We start from the raw sequence: 17267 nt of genomic DNA, 5'->3' as shown, positions 1-17267 counted from the left end.
GAATGGTTTTTATGGCTCCCACAGGATGCTTTTGTGTCCTGTGGGAGAATGTGTATTAAATGAAATGTATGGAAACTGTAAAGAAATTATTTGCAGAATATAGATTAGTTATGAATTAGTTGGAGATTTAAGAAATGAAAAGAAATAGAATTTTAATTTCAGTGCTTTGCTGTTTCCTGTTTGCTGTTTCTTTGTTTACGTTTAACAAAGGCGAAGTCCAGGCGGCAGGAAATTACACATTGCAGGTAAACAAGGCGACGAATGTAGTGACCGTATTCCGAAGCGACGGCACGCCGGAGCGGGCGTTTGTTTGTTCGGTGGGAAGCGCAACGCCTATTGGGACGTTTTATACCCCCAATAAATACAGATGGCACGAATTAGACGGTCCCTCTTACGGACAGTATTGCACCCGTATTGTTGCCGGCTATCTGTTTCATTCCGTATGGTATTATCGGAACGGGGATCTTGCTTCCCAGTCTTACGTACAGTACAATAAATTGGGAACAACAGCCTCCCATGGATGTGTCCGTTTGACAGTAGCGGACGCCAAATGGATCTATGACAACTGTCCTCTGGGAACAAAAGTTACGATAATTTATGGTTCTTCAGCCAATGATCCTCTTGGAAAACCGGCAGCAATTAAGGTTCCCAATGTAAGGGAAGGCTGGGATCCCACCGATCCCAACCCAGCCAATCCATACAGCGCGGCAATGCCGTCCATTGATGTCAGCGGAGCTTCCCAGACGGTTTCTTACGGAAGTGATTTTAACCCGCTTAATGGAATCACAGCCAAAGATTCCCTTGGAAATGATATCAGCGGGAAGCTGGCGTATGCAGGAAGCGTAGATACGAAGAAGCTGGGAGATTACAAAATTACATACCGCGTCACAGACGCATTGGGAAGAACGGCCTATGCAGATAAAGTTTACACAGTTGCAGATACCGAGAAGGCTAAAATTACTGGCGTAAAGAAAAGTCTGACAAAGGAATATAATACCACGCTTAAATTAAAGAAGAATGTAAAGGCTAAGACTGTAACAGGAAAAAGCCTCACCAAGAAAATCACCATTAAGATTATTTCTCCAGGAAGCAAGAAAGAGAAAACTTACAAGAAGAGCACTCTGAAGCTGAAGAAGCTTGGAACTTACAAAATCAATTACTACGTGACCAACCCGGCAAACGGACTGGTGACGAAAGTAACCTGCAAGGTGAAAGTAAGAGATACCAAGAAACCCAAATTCAGCGGAGTTGTTTCTCGGAAGACAGTGGAATATAATAGTACTCTGAATCTGAAATCAGGTGTGAAAGCGAAGCTGGTATCTGGAAAGAACATGACTTCCAAGATAACAGTCAAGGCTCAGGCGCCGGGTGAGACGAAATTAAAGAAGCTGAGCAGCAGCAAGATCAAGAGTTATAAATTTACAAAAATCGGCACTTACAAGGTGGAATTCTCTGTGGCGAATCCCAATAATAAAAAAGCGATTGCCACGGCGGTTATGAATGTCACAGTAAAAGATACGAAAGCGCCTGTTGTGAAAGGCGCGGTAGATCAAACGGTAGCCTTTGGAGCAAAACTGAACTTGAGAACCGGCATCACTGCAAAATTGATATCAGGTACAGATGTAACTGCTAATATCAAAGTTACCGTGACAACGCCTTCTAATGTTTCCAGTGAATTTACCGGAACCGACTATACCTTTACTCAGGCAGGCGTTTATACCATTGGATATTCTGTGGCAAATCCGGCTAACGAACAGGCAGTAGCCCAGGTAAGCCGGAAAATTACAGTGAATCCGGATACCCGTAAGCCTGTCATTGCCATTGACAGCAAAAAGGCGGCAGCAGCAGTGGCGGGAACGCCCTATGATGTTTATGCAGGAGTGACAGCATCCCTGGATCAGACAAATCTTACCAATGCGGTTACCGCTAAGGTTACGGACGCCAACAACCAGGAAATTGCTCAGACAAACAGAATGGTGACATTTACAGAGGCAGGCGTTTATACAATTACTTATACCGTACAGAATCCAAATAATCCGGCGGTTGCGGAGACAAAAACCTTTACGGTTACCGTAACTGTACAGAATGCGACTCCGGATAATGCGCCTTCCGCTCAGTCTGCACCGGAATTTATGAATCCCCAGACGGAAGCATCCGGGGAGGATGAAGTTCAGCCGAAAGAGCCTGAAGCGGATGAGGTTCAGCCTGAAGAGGATGAAGTGTTGCATGAAGAGCCTGAAGCAGATGAAGTTCAGTCTGATGAGTCTGAAACAGATAAAGTTCTGCCAAAAGAACCTGAAGCAGATGCGGTTCATGTTCAGCCAGAGACAGAGGAACCTGAAGTTCAGCTTTAAGAAAAAACTTAAGAAGAACCTGAAGTTCAGCCTGTTTTCGAAACTGTTACAAATTTACATTAATTTTTAGTTGATAATCAGGACATAATAAGGTATAATCATTTATAGGCTAGAAAGTATAATCCTGGGATGTTCGATACCCTGTTATTTTGAACCTACATTTACTTTTATGGGATTCTTATATTGCCGATTGGATGTCAGGCCGTCATAACGCAGCGGAAGGCAGAAGAGAGGTTGCGGTTACCCACCTGGCTTAGGCTAGGAGTCAAAATTGCAGGAAACGGCATTTTGGGTGTACTTTCCAGAAAAATTCTAAGGTACAAAAGATTTTTACAAAAGCGAATTTGCGCATAAGTTTCAAAAGATATGGAAAGAAATACGAAAGATTGGATTTACAAAAGACTCTTTAAGTACGAAAGATAAATTACAAAAGAGGAGAGGCTGCTTTGGAGAAAGGCAGCCTTTTCGCTTGATTGCAGCTATTTTTGCGCCGAAGCAAAATAATTGTGAGAATGCAGCCGTTTTGGGCAGGAGCAAAAATGATTGCGGGATGCAGCCGTTTTGGGCAGGAGCAAAATGATTGCTGAATTTAAAAAGGAACAGGAAACGTTGCATGAGAAAAGGATATTCATCAAAAAGGGAAAAATATTTGACGGCATTGATGGCAGTACTGCTTGTGGCGCTGGCGATTCTTTTTGTTCAGGCTGTCATGGATGAAAAGGTAATACTGGAATACAGCAATGAGTATGTGGCAATGGCAGAACTGCCGTCACAACTGAGTTTTACATATTACGAGGAAGAGGAATGGAAAGAAAAGTTAAAAGAAATTAATTCCGGAAAAAATCTAAATGGAAAACTTACCTTTGGAAAGCTGGAAAAATTGCTGGAACAGCTTTCGGTTCGGGAATATGTGACATATCCTGAACGATTTTCCTGGAAAAATGTGTCCCGCTCGGAGTGGAATGGGGTCTATGAACAGATTCTGGATTTGCTGGATACGGAGGGTAAAGTTTCTGCTACCAATTTAGTATTTCTTACTGATGAGACAGAAGGAGAGAAAGAGGAAGAGATTTTGCGGCGGCTGACCCAGAAGGGATATTACGAAGTGGCAGAAGGCGTGGATTATTTTCACTATTATGATATGTATCAGGTTTACGTGAAAGATAACCGTATTATCGGAATCAGCAGTGAATGCAAAGGTCCGCTGACTTTGAAAAATGTGTTTGTCCATTCTACCGCCCAGGAGAAGGCAGAAATTTTGTATGAGAGTCAGAAGATTCTTTTGGATATTGAAGGCTTGGAAGAAGATATTAAAGATACCATCTGCGATATGGAATGGACGGAGGGAAGAGTTACAGCAATTTATAAGAAAGAAGATATGATATCCGGAAAAGTTCTGAGTTTTAATGATAAACAGATTGAAATTTCCGGTTATGGAACTTTAGAGCACAACGGAACCTTAAAAATATATAAGACCTATGGAACCGTGGAAGAATTAGATGAGTCGAAGCTGGTGATTGGCAATCTGCAGGCGGATTTTGTGGTGGCAGAAAAGCAAGTCTGCGGAATTATTTTAAAGGAGCCTGCTTCCATTGAAACCATTCGGGTGCTTTTGCTGAATGAAGAAAGTCCCTATCATGAGAATCCCGTGTTTGTGACAGATGCAGGAGGAACAGTAACTGTGGGAGATAAAACGGAGGAAATCAGTCCGGGAAACCCCATAACAATGTCAGAATTTTTTGGAGAAAGTCCGGATTATGTTAAAATTGCATTAGAAGATGAAAATGGAAGGATTTATTTTTCAGATGGAGCCGGAGCGCATACTTCTTTAGGATACCGGGGAACTATGGAGATTCGAAAGTATCCGGAAGGGTATGGAGTGGTGAACGAATTGTCTCTGGAACAGTATCTGTACGGTGTGGTTCCCAGTGAGATGCCCTCATCTTATGAACGGGAAGCGCTGTGCGTGCAGGCTGTTTGCGCCAGAAGCTATGCGTGCATTCAGCTTATGAAGGGAGATTACGCTGCCTTGGGGGCTCACGTGGACGACAGCACCAGTTATCAGGTCTATAACAAACAGGAAGAGACGCCTCAGACGAACTTAGCGGTGGATGATACCATAGGCGAAGTGATAAAATATCAGGGAGAAGTTGCAGAGGCGTATTTTTTTTCCACTTCCTGCGGCTATACGGGAGATATGGGGTTATGGAATGTGGGCGGTGAAGAGCGGTTTGGATATCTGCAGGGAATTTCCCTGCTGGCAGAAGGAGAGGAAGCGGATATTTCCAGTGAAGAATCCTTTGCCGAGTTTATTAAAAATAAAGACATAGCTTCTTATGACAGTGACAGTTCCTATTTCCGCTGGCAGGCAGAAGTTATGGCGCTGAAAGAGACAGAAACCGTGAACAATGCCATTATGGAACGGGCAGGCGCCAATGCATCTAATGTACAGTTTCTCAAAGCGGATGGTTCAGAAGGAAAAGCTTCTGATTTGGCAGGATTCGGGGCATTAAAGGAAATTTCGGTAGGAGAGCGGGGAAGCGGCGGAGGCGTTAAGGTGCTGCGTATTTCCTATGAAAAGGGAACGGTAAATGTAATCACAGAATACAATATACGCTATGTGCTGGGAGCCGCTGCAGGCAAAGTTACAGATAATAAAGGAGAAGCCATAGACATGAAGCTTCTGCCCAGCGCTTATTTTACCTTGACGCCTGTGGACCAGGGGTATCTTCTGCAGGGCGGAGGATACGGACATGGAATCGGAATGAGTCAGAACGGTTCGAATGGAATGGCAAAAGCCGGAATGAATTATGTGGAAATCCTGACGAAATTTTATCAGGATATTACGATAGAAAATATTTATAATGGGGAATAATTATGTTTTGGAAGATTGTGGCAAGAACCAGAGCTTTTCTGGAAGAATGCAGGAGGGATAATGTCAGCGCATATGCGGCTCAGGCGGCGTTTTTTATCATAATGTCCCTGATCCCCTTTATTATGCTGTTTATTTCTCTGATTCAGTATACGCCGGTGACGAAAAGTATGGTTATGGAACTGGTGAACCGGCTGATGCCGGAGTATATTTCGCCTTTTCTTATTGGAATTATTCATGAAGTCTATAATAATTCTGTGGGAATTGTGTCGGTGGCGGCGATTATGGCAGTCTGGTCTGCCGCTAAGGGCATTCATTGTTTAACGGATGGATTAAACAGCGTCTATGACATTGAAGAAACGCGAAATTGGATTTTCCTGCGGTTTCGGGCAATACTTTACACATTAATGTTAGTGATTGCAATTGCAGTTTCCCTTACGCTGATGGTATTCGGAAACAGTCTGCAGGGATTGATTGTGAAATATATTCCCATCGTGGCGGATATTACATGGGGCATTCTGCAGCTTCGTTCGCTGATACTTCTTGCTGTTCTGATGCTGTTCTTTCTGATGCTGTTTAAAATGCTTCCCAACCGCAAGGCCGCTGTGAAGCATCAGATTCCAGGCAGTATTTTAAGCGCCGTGGGATGGTCGCTTTTGTCTTTCGGAATCTCTGTTTATGTGGATTACTTTAATGGATTTTCTATGTACGGCAGCCTGACCACCATTATTCTGGTTATGATGTGGTTGTATTTCGGCATTTACATTTTGCTTGTATGCGCAGAAATTAATAAAATGTACGAGGAGTATCAATTAAGGAAAGAAGGATGAAAATGTGGTAATGACATTTCGAACTGAATGTGATAAACTGTAAACAGTGTGCCGGGACGGGAAAGTCAGAGCACAGATCGGTTCAGATTTCCTGCTGTTTGCCCAGCAGGCTGAGCCTGACAGAAGAACGACAGTTTGGAGGAAGTCATATGGCATCAAAACCTAAGAATACGGCAAAAGGAAAAAATGCCAGAGGAGCCGGCGCCTCTGGCAGAAAAAATGGATCAAACAGAAACAGCGGGGAAGTATCTTTTGGAAGTGAAGTGACGCTTCTGATTATACTGGCTGTTTGTATTATAATGTTTATCAGTAACTTTGGAATTGGCGGATTTGTGGGAGAGAAGGTAAGCGGTTTTTGCTTTGGATTGTTCGGAATGATGGCTTACCTGTTTCCGATCTGCTTTTTTGTGGGTGCAGCTTTTTTTGTATCGAACAAAGACAATGGAATTGCCATTATAAAACTGGTGGCAGGAGTTGTGTTTGTGGTATTTCTGTGCCTTTTTATGGAATTAATTGCAGGGGATTCCAAAGAGTATCAGGTGCAGGCTTCTTTTCAGTATGCGGTGGAGCATAAAAGCGGCGGCGGAGCAGTGGGAGGGCTGTTGGCGTCTGTGTTATGCCCTGCGATTGGAACAGCCGGAGCTTATGTGGCAGATATTATTGCGCTGATAATTTCTCTGGTGCTTTTGACGGAACGTTCTTTTTTGAAAAGCGTAACGAAAGGAAGCCGGAAAGTATATGATACTGCCAGGGAAGACGCAGCAAGGCGCAGGGAAATCAAAGAATCAAGAAAGGAAGAACAGGCCCAGCGGCGGATTGACAGAAAGGTAGAAGGGGTTGCGCTGGATACGAAGATTGTGCCGGTATCTTCCCGCCGTTCTGACAATATCAGTGAATTAAAGCTGCCCAAGGAAACGGAGGTATTTTCCAGAGAGTTAAAGGAAAAGCTGTTTTCCGGCAAGGAAGAGATTCAGAAAAAAGCAGTGGGGAATATGGAATGGGGTTCTCAAAAAATGCGTACTTCTGCTTCCATTCTGGAAATGCCTGTGAAATCAGAGCCGAAAATTTCCATAGACAGTTTGTCTGAGACAAAACCGGAACCAAAGACAGAACAGGCGTTTTCCAAAGAACTGTTTTCAGAGCCGGTAGTGGTGGAAAAAGTACGCAGAAGCCCAAGAAAGAGAAAGACAGAATTAGAACCCGTCTCAGAGGGCACAGAGAAGCTTTGGAGGCCGGAAGACAGTGAAATTCTGCTTACCAGTGAAGAACCGGTAGTCATTCATTCAGAGCCTTCCGGAGGTCTGGAACCAGAAATCTTGCAGCTGACGGAAGAGCCTGCAGGCATGACAGGGAATTTGATGGAACCAGAGCTTTCAGAGGAAGTGTTTGCCGGATTAGAAGCAGCTATTATAGCGGAAGCGGACGACGGTCTGGAAAGAGTGTCAGAACAGGATGCAGGAATGGAGCCTGCAGTAATGGAATTTGCAATGGAATCTGCATTGCCTGAGGCGAAATTATCTTTCGACACGGGAGCGGCAGAGCCAGAGAAAGTGAATTCACAGACATCCCAGGCACCGGCAGAGAGAACGGCCCGGCAGGTCTCTTCGGAATCAGCAGGAGCGGGATCCCGGCAGGCCTCCTCTTCGTTGGCAGAAGGAGGAACAGCTGCGGTATCTCCATCAGCGCCGAAGCCTGTCATACCGGAGAAAAAAGAATATGTATTTCCTCCAATTTCCCTGTTAAAGAAGGGAACCAACGCTCAGGGAGATTCCATGAAGCATCTCCAGGAAACAGCCCTGCTGCTGCAGCAGACCTTAAAGAATTTCGGCGTTAATGTCACAATTACAGATGTAAGCTGCGGGCCTAGCGTAACCCGTTATGAAATGCAGCCGGAAATGGGCGTAAAGGTCAGTAAAATAGTAAATCTTGCAGATGATATTAAGCTGAATCTTGCAGCGGCAGATATCCGTATTGAAGCGCCTATTCCCGGAAAAGCGGCAGTGGGAATTGAAGTTCCCAACAAAGAAAATGTAATGGTGCGTTTTCGGGATATGATAGAAACGGACGAATTCCAAAGCCATAAATCCAACATTTGCTTTACGGCCGGGAAGGATATCGGCGGAGCGGCTGTGGTGGCGGACATTGCCAAGATGCCCCATCTTCTGATTGCAGGGGCTACCGGCTCTGGGAAATCCGTATGTATCAATACGATTATAATGAGTATTCTCTATAAAGCAGATCCGGAGGATGTGAAGCTGATTCTCATTGACCCGAAGGTAGTGGAATTAAGTGTATACAACGGGATTCCCCATCTGCTGATTCCGGTGGTGACCGATCCCAAGAAGGCGGCAGGAGCCTTGCATTGGGCAGTGGCGGAGATGATGGATCGGTATCAGAAATTTGCAGAATGCCAGGTGCGGGATTTGAAAGGATATAATCAGAAAATAGCGGCCATAGAACAGGTGGAGGATGAGACAAAGCCGGTGAAAATGCCGCAGATTGTTGTGGTTGTAGACGAGCTGGCGGATCTTATGATGGTGGCTCCGGGAGATGTGGAGGACGCAATCTGCCGTCTGGCTCAGCTTGCCCGGGCAGCGGGAATTCATTTGATTATTGCCACCCAGAGACCTTCCGTAGATGTAATCACTGGTCTGATTAAAGCAAATATGCCCTCCCGAATTGCTTTTTCCGTGTCTTCCGGCGTGGATTCCAGAACCATTCTGGATATGAACGGGGCTGAGAAGCTTTTGGGGAACGGAGATATGCTGTTTTATCCCCAGGGCTATCAGAAGCCTTTGCGTGTCCAGGGCCCCTTTGTGTCAGATCCGGAAGTGGAGGCAGTGGTGGATTTCCTGAAAAAGCAGAGCACAGTGGTATACAATCCGGAGATAGAGCAGAAAATGAATACGGCCTCTGCCGGTTCCGGTATGGGATCAGGCGGCGGAAGTGAAAGAGACGCTTATTTTGTGGAAGCCGGAAAATTTGTGATAGAGAAAGAGAAAGGTTCCATCGGTATGCTGCAGCGGATGTTCAAAGTTGGGTTCAACCGGGCGGCAAGAATTATGGATCAGCTGGAAGAGGCCGGCGTGGTAGGTCCGGAAGAGGGAACAAAGCCAAGAAAAGTACAGATGTCGCTGGCAGAATTTGAAGAATATGTAGAAGAGCATGTATAAATGAGTTTTGTTAGATTTATATCTATCATAAAGCATCATCTTGTGGTAGTATAAACATATAAAATGCAGCAGAAAAAGAACAGGTCGACATATGGAGGAAAAATATGAAAACAGATATTCAGATTGCACAGGAAGCGGAAATGATCCACATCAAAGACGTGGCGGCACAGTTAGGAATTGAGGAAGATGAACTGGAGTTGTATGGAAAATATAAAGCAAAATTGTCCAATGAACTGATGGAACGGGTCAAAGATGAAAAGGACGGTAAGCTGATCCTTGTTACGGCCATCAATCCCACTCCCGCAGGAGAAGGCAAAACCACCACCAGCGTAGGATTGGGGCAGGCGTTCGGAAAGCTTGGAAAGAAAGCAGTCCTTGCACTGAGAGAACCGTCCCTGGGCCCCTGCTTCGGAATCAAGGGAGGAGCAGCCGGCGGAGGATATGCACAGGTGGTTCCCATGGAGGATTTAAACCTTCATTTTACTGGAGATTTTCATGCGATTACTTCCGCAAATAATCTGCTTGCGGCTCTTTTGGACAATCATATTCAGCAGGGAAATGTTCTTGGCATTGATCCAAGACAGGTAATCTGGAAACGCTGCCTGGATATGAATGATCGGGTGCTTCGGAATATTGTTGTGGGCCTCGGAAATAAAATGGACGGAATGGTGCGGGAGGATCATTTCGTGATAACGGTAGCCTCTGAAATTATGGCAGTGCTGTGCCTGGCAGAGGATATGGCAGATTTGAAGAAGCGTCTGGGCAGAATGATTGTAGCTTATAATTTTGAAGGGAAGCCGGTAACGGCAGATGATCTGCAGGCTACAGGAGCTATGGCTGCCTTGCTGAAAGACGCAATGAAGCCCAATCTGATTCAGACATTGGAGCATACGCCAGCCATTGTCCATGGCGGGCCTTTTGCCAACATTGCCCACGGCTGCAATAGTGTCCGTGCCACAAAGACAGCCTTGAAGCTGGCAGATTATGTGGTGACAGAGGCAGGTTTCGGCGCAGATCTGGGCGCAGAGAAATTTATGGATATCAAATGCAGGATGGCGGGGCTGAAGCCGGATGCAGTGGTGCTTGTGGCAACGATCCGGGCATTGAAATACAATGGCGGAGTTCCCAAATCTGAGCTTTCCAGCGAGAACCTTGCAGCATTGGAGAAAGGAATCGTAAATCTGGAGAAGCATATTGAAAACCTCCAGAAATATCAGGTTCCTGTAGTAGTAACCCTGAATTCTTTCCTGACGGATTCCAAAGCGGAGACAGAATATGTAGAACAGTTCTGTAAAGAGCGGGGCTGTGAATTTGCTTTGTCAGAGGTATGGGAGAAAGGCGGAGAAGGCGGCGTTGCGCTGGCCCAAAAGGTGCTGGAAACCTTAGAGACAAAAGACAGCCGGTTTGCCCCTCTTTATGAAGACAGTCTCTCCCTGACAGAGAAGATAGAAACGGTGGCAAAGGAAATTTACGGCGCCGACGGCGTAACTTATGGGCCGGCAGCCATGAAGGAGTTAAAGAGAATTGAAGAGCTGGGAATGGGAAGCTTCCCGGTATGTATGGCAAAGACACAGTATTCCCTCTCTGACGATCAGACAAAGCTGGGGCGGCCTTTGGGCTTTACGGTAAATGTACGGGAAGTATATGTATCGGCAGGCGCCGGTTTTGTAGTGGCAATTACCGGAGCAATTATGACAATGCCGGGACTGGGAAAGACGCCGGCTGCTTATCAGATTGATGTGGATGACGATGGAGTAATTACCGGGTTATTCTAATGATTTTGGATGATATATTTGAAAAAGGCGTTTACAGAAAGGAAAAGTCATGGCAGTAATCATAGATGGAAAAAAGATTTCTCAGCAGATCAAAGATGAGTTAAAAGAGAAAGTGGCAGCATTAAAGGCAGAAGGGAAAACAGGAGCTCTTGCAGTGATACAGGTGGGAGCAGATCCGGCCTCCAGTGTGTATGTTCGGAATAAGAAGAATGCCTGCGCTTATATAGGGATTGATTCACTGGCATATGAACTTCCGGAGGAAACGAAAGAGGAGGAACTCTTACAGTTAATTCAGGAATTGAATGAGAAAGAAGAAGTCCGGGGGATTTTGGTGCAGCTTCCCCTTCCCGGCCATATCAATGAGGATAAGGTGATTCAAGCCATCAGTCCAGGGAAAGATGTGGATGGTTTTCATCCCCAGAGTGTGGGAGCTATGACAATCGGAGAAGCAGGGTTTGTATCTTGTACTCCGGCGGGAATTATCCAGCTTTTAAAACGATCTGACATAGAAATTGCAGGAAAGCACTGTGTAGTCATCGGCAGAAGCAATATTGTGGGAAAGCCCATGGCGCTTCTGATGCTTCGGGAGAACGCCACGGTTACGATTACCCATTCTAAGACGAGGAATCTTCCGGAAATTTGCCATCAGGCGGATATCCTGATTGTGGCAATGGGAAAGCCTCAGTTTATCGGCGCCGAGTATGTGAAGGAAGGCGCGGTAGTGATTGATGTGGGAATCCATCGGGATGAAAATAATAAGCTGTGCGGAGATGTCAGATTTGATGAAGTTATGCCCATTGCTTCTGCCATTACGCCGGTTCCGGGAGGAGTAGGCCCTATGACGATTGCAATGCTGATGAATAATTGTGTGCAGAGTATAGAAGAGGGCCAAAAGAAATGAAATGTGCATATTGCGGCGCAGAGCTGAAAGTGGGATGTGTGTATTGTTCCGTTTGCGGGAAAGAAGCTCAGATTGTATCGGATTATAACCTTCTGGAGGATGATTTTTTACGGGGGCTTCTGAAGGAAAAGAAAGATAAGATACAGAAGAAACGCCGGTCTGAAAATAAGAAAGGAAAAGGAGCGGTTTCCTCAAATCAGAAGACAGGAAAAAAGAAGAAAAAGCCCATAGGCTTCCTGATTATGGCAGTTTTTCTTATTCTTGTCGTGGGGATTGTACTTCTGGTAAATTACAGTTGGAACAATTCTTATGACTATCAGATGAAAAAGGCAGAGGATTATCAGGGGAGAAAGGATTACCAGAAAGCGGAAAAGTGCCTGAAGCGGGCGCTGGAACTTGACGGCAGCAGTGAGGACGCCAGGCTGCGTCTGGCGGAGGTTTATCTTCAGCAGGAGGAATATGAGAAAGCCCGTATCATATTACTGGAACTGTTAGAGGAGGGAGAAGAGAGCAGAGAGGTCTGTGAGAGATTAATTCAGGTCTATGAAGCCCAGGAGGATTATGAAGCCATTGAGAAACTCAGCAGGGAAATAACAGATACAGAAATTCTGGAACTGTTTGAGGATTATCTGGCAAAGCCGCCGGTCATTGAACCGGAGGGCGGAATGTATCAGGAAGAAATTGAGGTAGAACTTACCAGTGAAGAAAACTGTAAGATTTATTACACTCTGGACGGTTCTGATCCAAGAGAGGGAAAAGAATATACAAAGCCTATTTTACTGGAGCCTGGTAAAAATATATGGATCCGCGCAGTTTCCTGCAATAAATTCGGGGTGTATGGGGAAGAAGAGCAGGAGCGTTTTATGATCAAGTTAACGAAACCGAATGCGCCTCATGTAGTGCCTTCCGGAGGGAATTTTTACGGACCGCAGACGATTACCATAACGGTGCCGGAGGGCTGCAGGGTTTACTATACCTGGGACGGAGCAGAGCCTACCCAGGAGTCCAGTCAATATACGGAGCCGATTAGCATGCCGGAAGGAAATAATGTGCTGTCTTTGATTCTGGTAGATAAATATGGTATGACTTCGGATGTGCTGAAGTGCAATTATGTTTATATTCCACAGTAAGGGCTGTCTGCGGCCCGTCCTTTGGCAGATGGCGGGATGGAAGAGATATGAAATACCTGGCAGCCGCTTTCCGGAATGGAGAGTGGCTGCTTTCAGAAATAATAAGGATGTGACATATGAAAGAGTTAAGCAGAATCCGAGAGGAAATTGATGGAATAGATAGTCAGATTGCGGCTTTGTATGAAGCCAGGATGCAGTTGACGGCGGAGGTGGCAGAATACAAATTATCGGTTGGAAAACCGGTGCTGGATAAGGCCAGGGAAAAAGAAAAGCTGGAAAAGGTAAAGGGACTGGTGCAGGCAGAAGAGAACCGTTATGGAGTGGGAGAACTTTTCGAACAGATTATGGCATTGAGCCGGAGGCGCCAGTATCAGATGATGATTCAGCATGGGCAGGGGAACGATATGGGATTTGCCCAGGTAGACAGTCTGCCTTTTTCCACCAATAAGGTGGTGTATCAGGGTACGGAAGGGGCTTACAGCCAGATTGCCATGAAGGCGTATTTCGGAGAAGCGATCGACAGCTATCATGTGGAAACATGGCGGGATGCGATGGAAGCCATCAGCAGCGGGCAGGCAGATTATGCGGTGCTGCCCATTGAGAATTCTTCCGCAGGAATTGTGGGAGAGAATTTTGATCTGCTGGTGGAATATGACAACTGCATTGTGGCAGAACAGACGATTAAGGTAGAGCATGCGCTTTTGGGACTTCCCGGAAGCAGCATTTCTGATATTACTCATGTATATTCCCATCCTCAGGCATTGATGCAGAGCGTGGATTTTCTGGATATGCACAAGGATTGGAAACAGAAGAAGATTGAAAACACTGCAATGGCGGCCAAGAAAATTGTAGAAGATGGGCAAAAATGCCAGGCAGCCATTGCCAGTACAGTGACGGCGGATATTTACGGTCTGGAAATTTTGCAGAACAATATCAATTACAGCGATGAGAACAGCACCAGGTTTATTATTGTTTCAGGGAAAAAAATCTGCCTGCAAGAGGCAAAGAAGGTGAGCATCTGCTTTGAAATTTCCCATGAAAGCGGTTCTTTGTATCATATGCTTTCTCATTTTATCTTTAACAACCTGAATATGGTAAAGATTGAATCCAGGCCCATTAAGGATAAGAGCTTTGAGTATCGTTTTTTCGTGGATATGGAAGGAAATCTGGGGGACGGAGCGGTACAGAACGCTTTGAAGGGACTGCAGGAAGGTGCGCTTTATCTAAAAGTGCTGGGAAATTATTAAATATGGCAAAATGGCTTATTGCATTCATAAATGCAGACGTTCCTGTTATGCCAAACTGGCGCAGGAAAAGAATCGAAAAGTACAGAAACAGAGGTTTTTAGGATGAAAAATACGGGAAAGTTGATTTTATACCGGAATTTTGATAAAGACCGGATTTTTAAGGATTTTACCCGGGTGCTGGAGCATTACAGAGATGATTTGTCCGGTTCTGAATCTGAAAAGCTGCAGATATTATGTTATGAGTGCTTGCATGAACTGATTGAACTTTCAGCAAGCCATGGGTTTGAAGGCAATCTCTGGCAGAATTACCTGACCTTTCTGCTGGTGAATCATGAAAACGCCTACAGCGTTTCTTGTGAAATCAAAGGCAGGATTCAGGGGAGCATCAATACTCTGGCTCTTCATGATTTTGGAATATTCAAGGAATTATTTGATTTTGATCTGAAAGAGCTGGGAGAGGTTCTTCAGATTCCGGAACTTGAGATACTGAAAAATTACAGACGGGCAGATCGGGATGGAAATGTATTTAACCGCAGGATACGGGATAGAATCTGTCAGTTGAGTGTTCGGCTGGAGCAGACAGATACCGTGGAGGAATTTAAGGATGAAGTGACGGAATTCTACAGGGAATTCGGCGTGGGAAAATTGGGGCTGCATAAAGCGTTTCGAGTTGAACATGAGAGAGATGACGTGAAGATTGTTCCAATTACCAATATTGCCCATGTGCATCTGGAGGATTTGATTGGATATGAATTGGCCAAGAAAAAGCTGATTGATAATACGGAAGCCTTTGTGAAGGGAAAACAGGCCAATAACTGTCTGTTGTTTGGGGATGCTGGAACCGGGAAATCCACCAGTGTGAAAGCAGTGATTAACCAGTATTATTCCCAGGGGCTTCGGATGATTGAGATCTATAAGCATCAGTTTCAGGATTTGAATGATGTGATTGCTCAGGTGAAGAATCGAAATTATAAATTTATCATATATATGGATGATTTGTCTTTTGAGGAATTTGAAATAGAGTACAAATATTTAAAGGCAGTGATAGAAGGAGGGCTGGAGAAGAAACCGGATAATGTACTGATTTACGCCACATCAAACCGACGTCATCTGGTAAGGGAGAAGTTCAGCGATAAGGCGGATCGAGATGACGAGCTGCATACCAGCGATACGGTGCAGGAGAAATTATCCCTGGTGGCAAGGTTCGGCGTTACCATTTATTTCGGCAAGCCGGATAAGAAAGAATTTCAGAATATTGTGAAAAATCTTGCCGGACGGCATCATATCCAGATGGCAGAGGAGGAGCTTCTGGCAGAAGCAAATAAATGGGAGCTGAGCCATGGAGGGCTTTCCGGAAGAACAGCCCAGCAGTTTATCAATTATCTGCTGGGAAAGCAGTAGTTCAGACTGTGCCGGAATCATCCGGCAGAAAGGAACGGGTATGAAGATTACGACATTTGCAGCAATTTACATCGGCTCATATGAAGTGAGCCTGAAAATATTCGAGATTTCCGCCAATCGGAAAATACGTTCCATTGATTATGTGCGGAGTCATGTGGAGCTTGGCCGGGACGCTTTTGGAAAAGGGGTGATCGGATACGAACTGGTGGAGGAGCTTTGCCAGATTTTAAAAGAATTCCATTCCATTATGAACGGCTATAAAGTGGACGGTTATGAGGCTTATGCAGGAAATGTGTTCCGGAATGTAAGCAATAAGCTTTTTATCCTGGATCAGATCCGGCTGCGCACAAAGATTGAAGTGACGGTGTTAAGCAATTCAGAACACCGGCTGATGGATTACAAGTCCCTGGCGGTTCTGCCCAGGTTTGAGAAAATGATACAAAAAGGAGCCGCAGTGGTGAATGTAGGCGGCGGCAGTATGCAGATTACGCTGTTTCGGAAAGGGACGGCCATTACTACCCAGCATATTGAGCTTGGCATTATGCGTATCCGGGAAAAGCTGTCTAAGATTGAGAATCTGGTTTCCCATTATGAAACCCAGATACAGGAATTGATTGACAAAGAGCTGGAGATTTTTAAGCGGATTTATATGCATGATCTGGAAATGAAATATGTAATTATCATGGGAGATTATGTGGCAGACATGACGAAAGGATTCTCGAAAAAGGACGAGGACGGAACCATAGAGACAGAACGTTTCTTAAAGCTTCTGAACAAATGGTATAAAAAATCTGCAGAGGAAATTTCTCTGGAATTAAATCTTGCCAACGAACATGATCCGCTGATCCTTCCCTCCGTAGTATTATATAAGCGCCTGACGGAAATGTTAAATGCAAAATATATTTGGGTGCCTGGCGTAAACATCAGCGACGGAATTGCCTGCGCTTATGCGGAAAAGAACCGTATGATTTACTTTGAGCATGATTTTGAGGAGGACGTGCTGGCCGCCGCCCGGAATCTGGCGGAACGCTATCAAGGGTATTCCAGCCATACAGAAGCGGTTTTAAATATGACAGTTACCATTTTTGACGCCATGAAGAAGGTGCACGGGATGGGAAAACGGGAAAGGCTTCTTTTGCAGGTTGCGGCAATTCTCCATGACTGCGGGCGCTATATCAGTCTGGTCAATCAATCTGAGTGTTCCTATCAGATTATCATGGCAACAGAAATTATCGGAATGACCCATTTAGAGCGGGAGATTGTTGCCAGTGCGGTGAAATACAATTCCCAGCCCCTGCAGTCTTACAGCAGCGTCAGCGATAAAATGGATCAGGAGGATTATATGGTGGTGTCAAAGCTGACTGCCATGCTTAAAATCGCCAATGCCATGGACAGAAGCCATAAACAGAAGTTTCGGAATATCAAGGCGTCGTTGCAGGAGAGGGAACTGGTGATTACGGTGGAATCTTCCGAGAGCATTGTGCTTGAGAAAGGGCTTTTTTCTGCCTATGCCAATTCTTTTGAAGAGATTTTCAGCGTAAAGCCAAGAATAAGAGAAAAGAAAGTGTTTTAGGGAGGTTATGA

10 protein-coding genes and 1 other RNA gene are annotated in these 17267 nt (G+C 45.1%); all 11 read left to right on the top strand.

The genetic code is table 11. The annotated features are described in order from the left end of the window. Positions 1-134 precede the first annotated feature (134 nt). The 11 genes from E5329_RS07175 (at position 135) to E5329_RS07125 (ending at position 17256) form a co-directional block, all read left to right on the top strand. Positions 135-2354, top strand: coding sequence for a L,D-transpeptidase family protein (locus E5329_RS07175; protein ID WP_135988885.1), 2220 nt, complete (start codon positions 135-137; stop codon positions 2352-2354). Between the two features lie 118 nt (positions 2355-2472). Beyond that, positions 2473-2653, top strand: a non-coding RNA gene (gene ssrS, locus E5329_RS07170) — 6S RNA. Positions 2654-2967: 314 nt separating this feature from the next. Beyond that, positions 2968-5229, top strand: coding sequence for a SpoIID/LytB domain-containing protein (locus tag E5329_RS07165; RefSeq protein WP_135988884.1), 2262 nt, complete (start codon positions 2968-2970; stop codon positions 5227-5229). Positions 5230-5231: 2 nt separating this feature from the next. Beyond that, a complete protein-coding gene (locus tag E5329_RS07160; RefSeq protein WP_135988883.1) occupies positions 5232-6056 on the top strand; it encodes a YihY/virulence factor BrkB family protein in 825 nt (274 codons plus the stop codon). A 149-nt stretch (positions 6057-6205) separates the two neighbouring features. Then, on the top strand, positions 6206-9229 hold the full coding sequence (locus E5329_RS07155; RefSeq protein ID WP_135988882.1) for an FtsK/SpoIIIE family DNA translocase: 3024 nt from the start codon (positions 6206-6208) through the stop codon (positions 9227-9229). 104 nt (positions 9230-9333) lie between these two features. Then, positions 9334-11004: a formate--tetrahydrofolate ligase gene (locus E5329_RS07150; protein ID WP_135988881.1), complete on the top strand. Its 1671-nt coding sequence runs from the start codon at positions 9334-9336 to the stop codon at positions 11002-11004. A gap of 49 nt (positions 11005-11053) precedes the next feature. Further along, complete coding sequence (gene folD / locus E5329_RS07145) at positions 11054-11905, top strand: bifunctional methylenetetrahydrofolate dehydrogenase/methenyltetrahydrofolate cyclohydrolase FolD (RefSeq protein WP_135988880.1); 852 nt, start codon at positions 11054-11056, stop codon at positions 11903-11905. Next, positions 11902-13035 carry a chitobiase/beta-hexosaminidase C-terminal domain-containing protein gene (locus E5329_RS07140; RefSeq protein ID WP_135988879.1) on the top strand — a complete coding sequence of 378 codons (1134 nt, stop codon included), beginning with the start codon at positions 11902-11904 and terminating at the stop codon, positions 13033-13035. Before folD ends, E5329_RS07140 begins: the two co-directional genes overlap by 4 nt. Before the next feature lie 116 nt (positions 13036-13151). Continuing rightward, complete coding sequence (gene pheA, locus E5329_RS07135) at positions 13152-14282, top strand: prephenate dehydratase (RefSeq protein ID WP_135988878.1); 1131 nt, start codon at positions 13152-13154, stop codon at positions 14280-14282. 102 nt (positions 14283-14384) lie between these two features. After that, the gene (locus tag E5329_RS07130) at positions 14385-15683 is read left to right on the top strand and encodes an ATP-binding protein (RefSeq protein WP_135988877.1); all 1299 of its coding nucleotides are present in this window, start codon (positions 14385-14387) and stop codon (positions 15681-15683) included. Beyond that, positions 15622-17256 (top strand): Ppx/GppA phosphatase family protein, encoded by a 1635-nt coding sequence (locus tag E5329_RS07125; RefSeq protein ID WP_275443090.1) that lies wholly within the window; start codon positions 15622-15624, stop codon positions 17254-17256. Before E5329_RS07130 ends, E5329_RS07125 begins: the two co-directional genes overlap by 62 nt. The last annotated feature ends 11 nt before the right edge of the window (positions 17257-17267 follow it).

The sequence above is a fragment of the Petralouisia muris genome, from assembly GCF_004793545.1.
GTDB classification, from domain to species: domain Bacteria; phylum Bacillota; class Clostridia; order Lachnospirales; family Lachnospiraceae; genus Petralouisia; species Petralouisia muris.
Note: the sequence above shows the minus strand (reverse complement) of the source record. Positions and strands in the feature narration are given on the sequence as shown.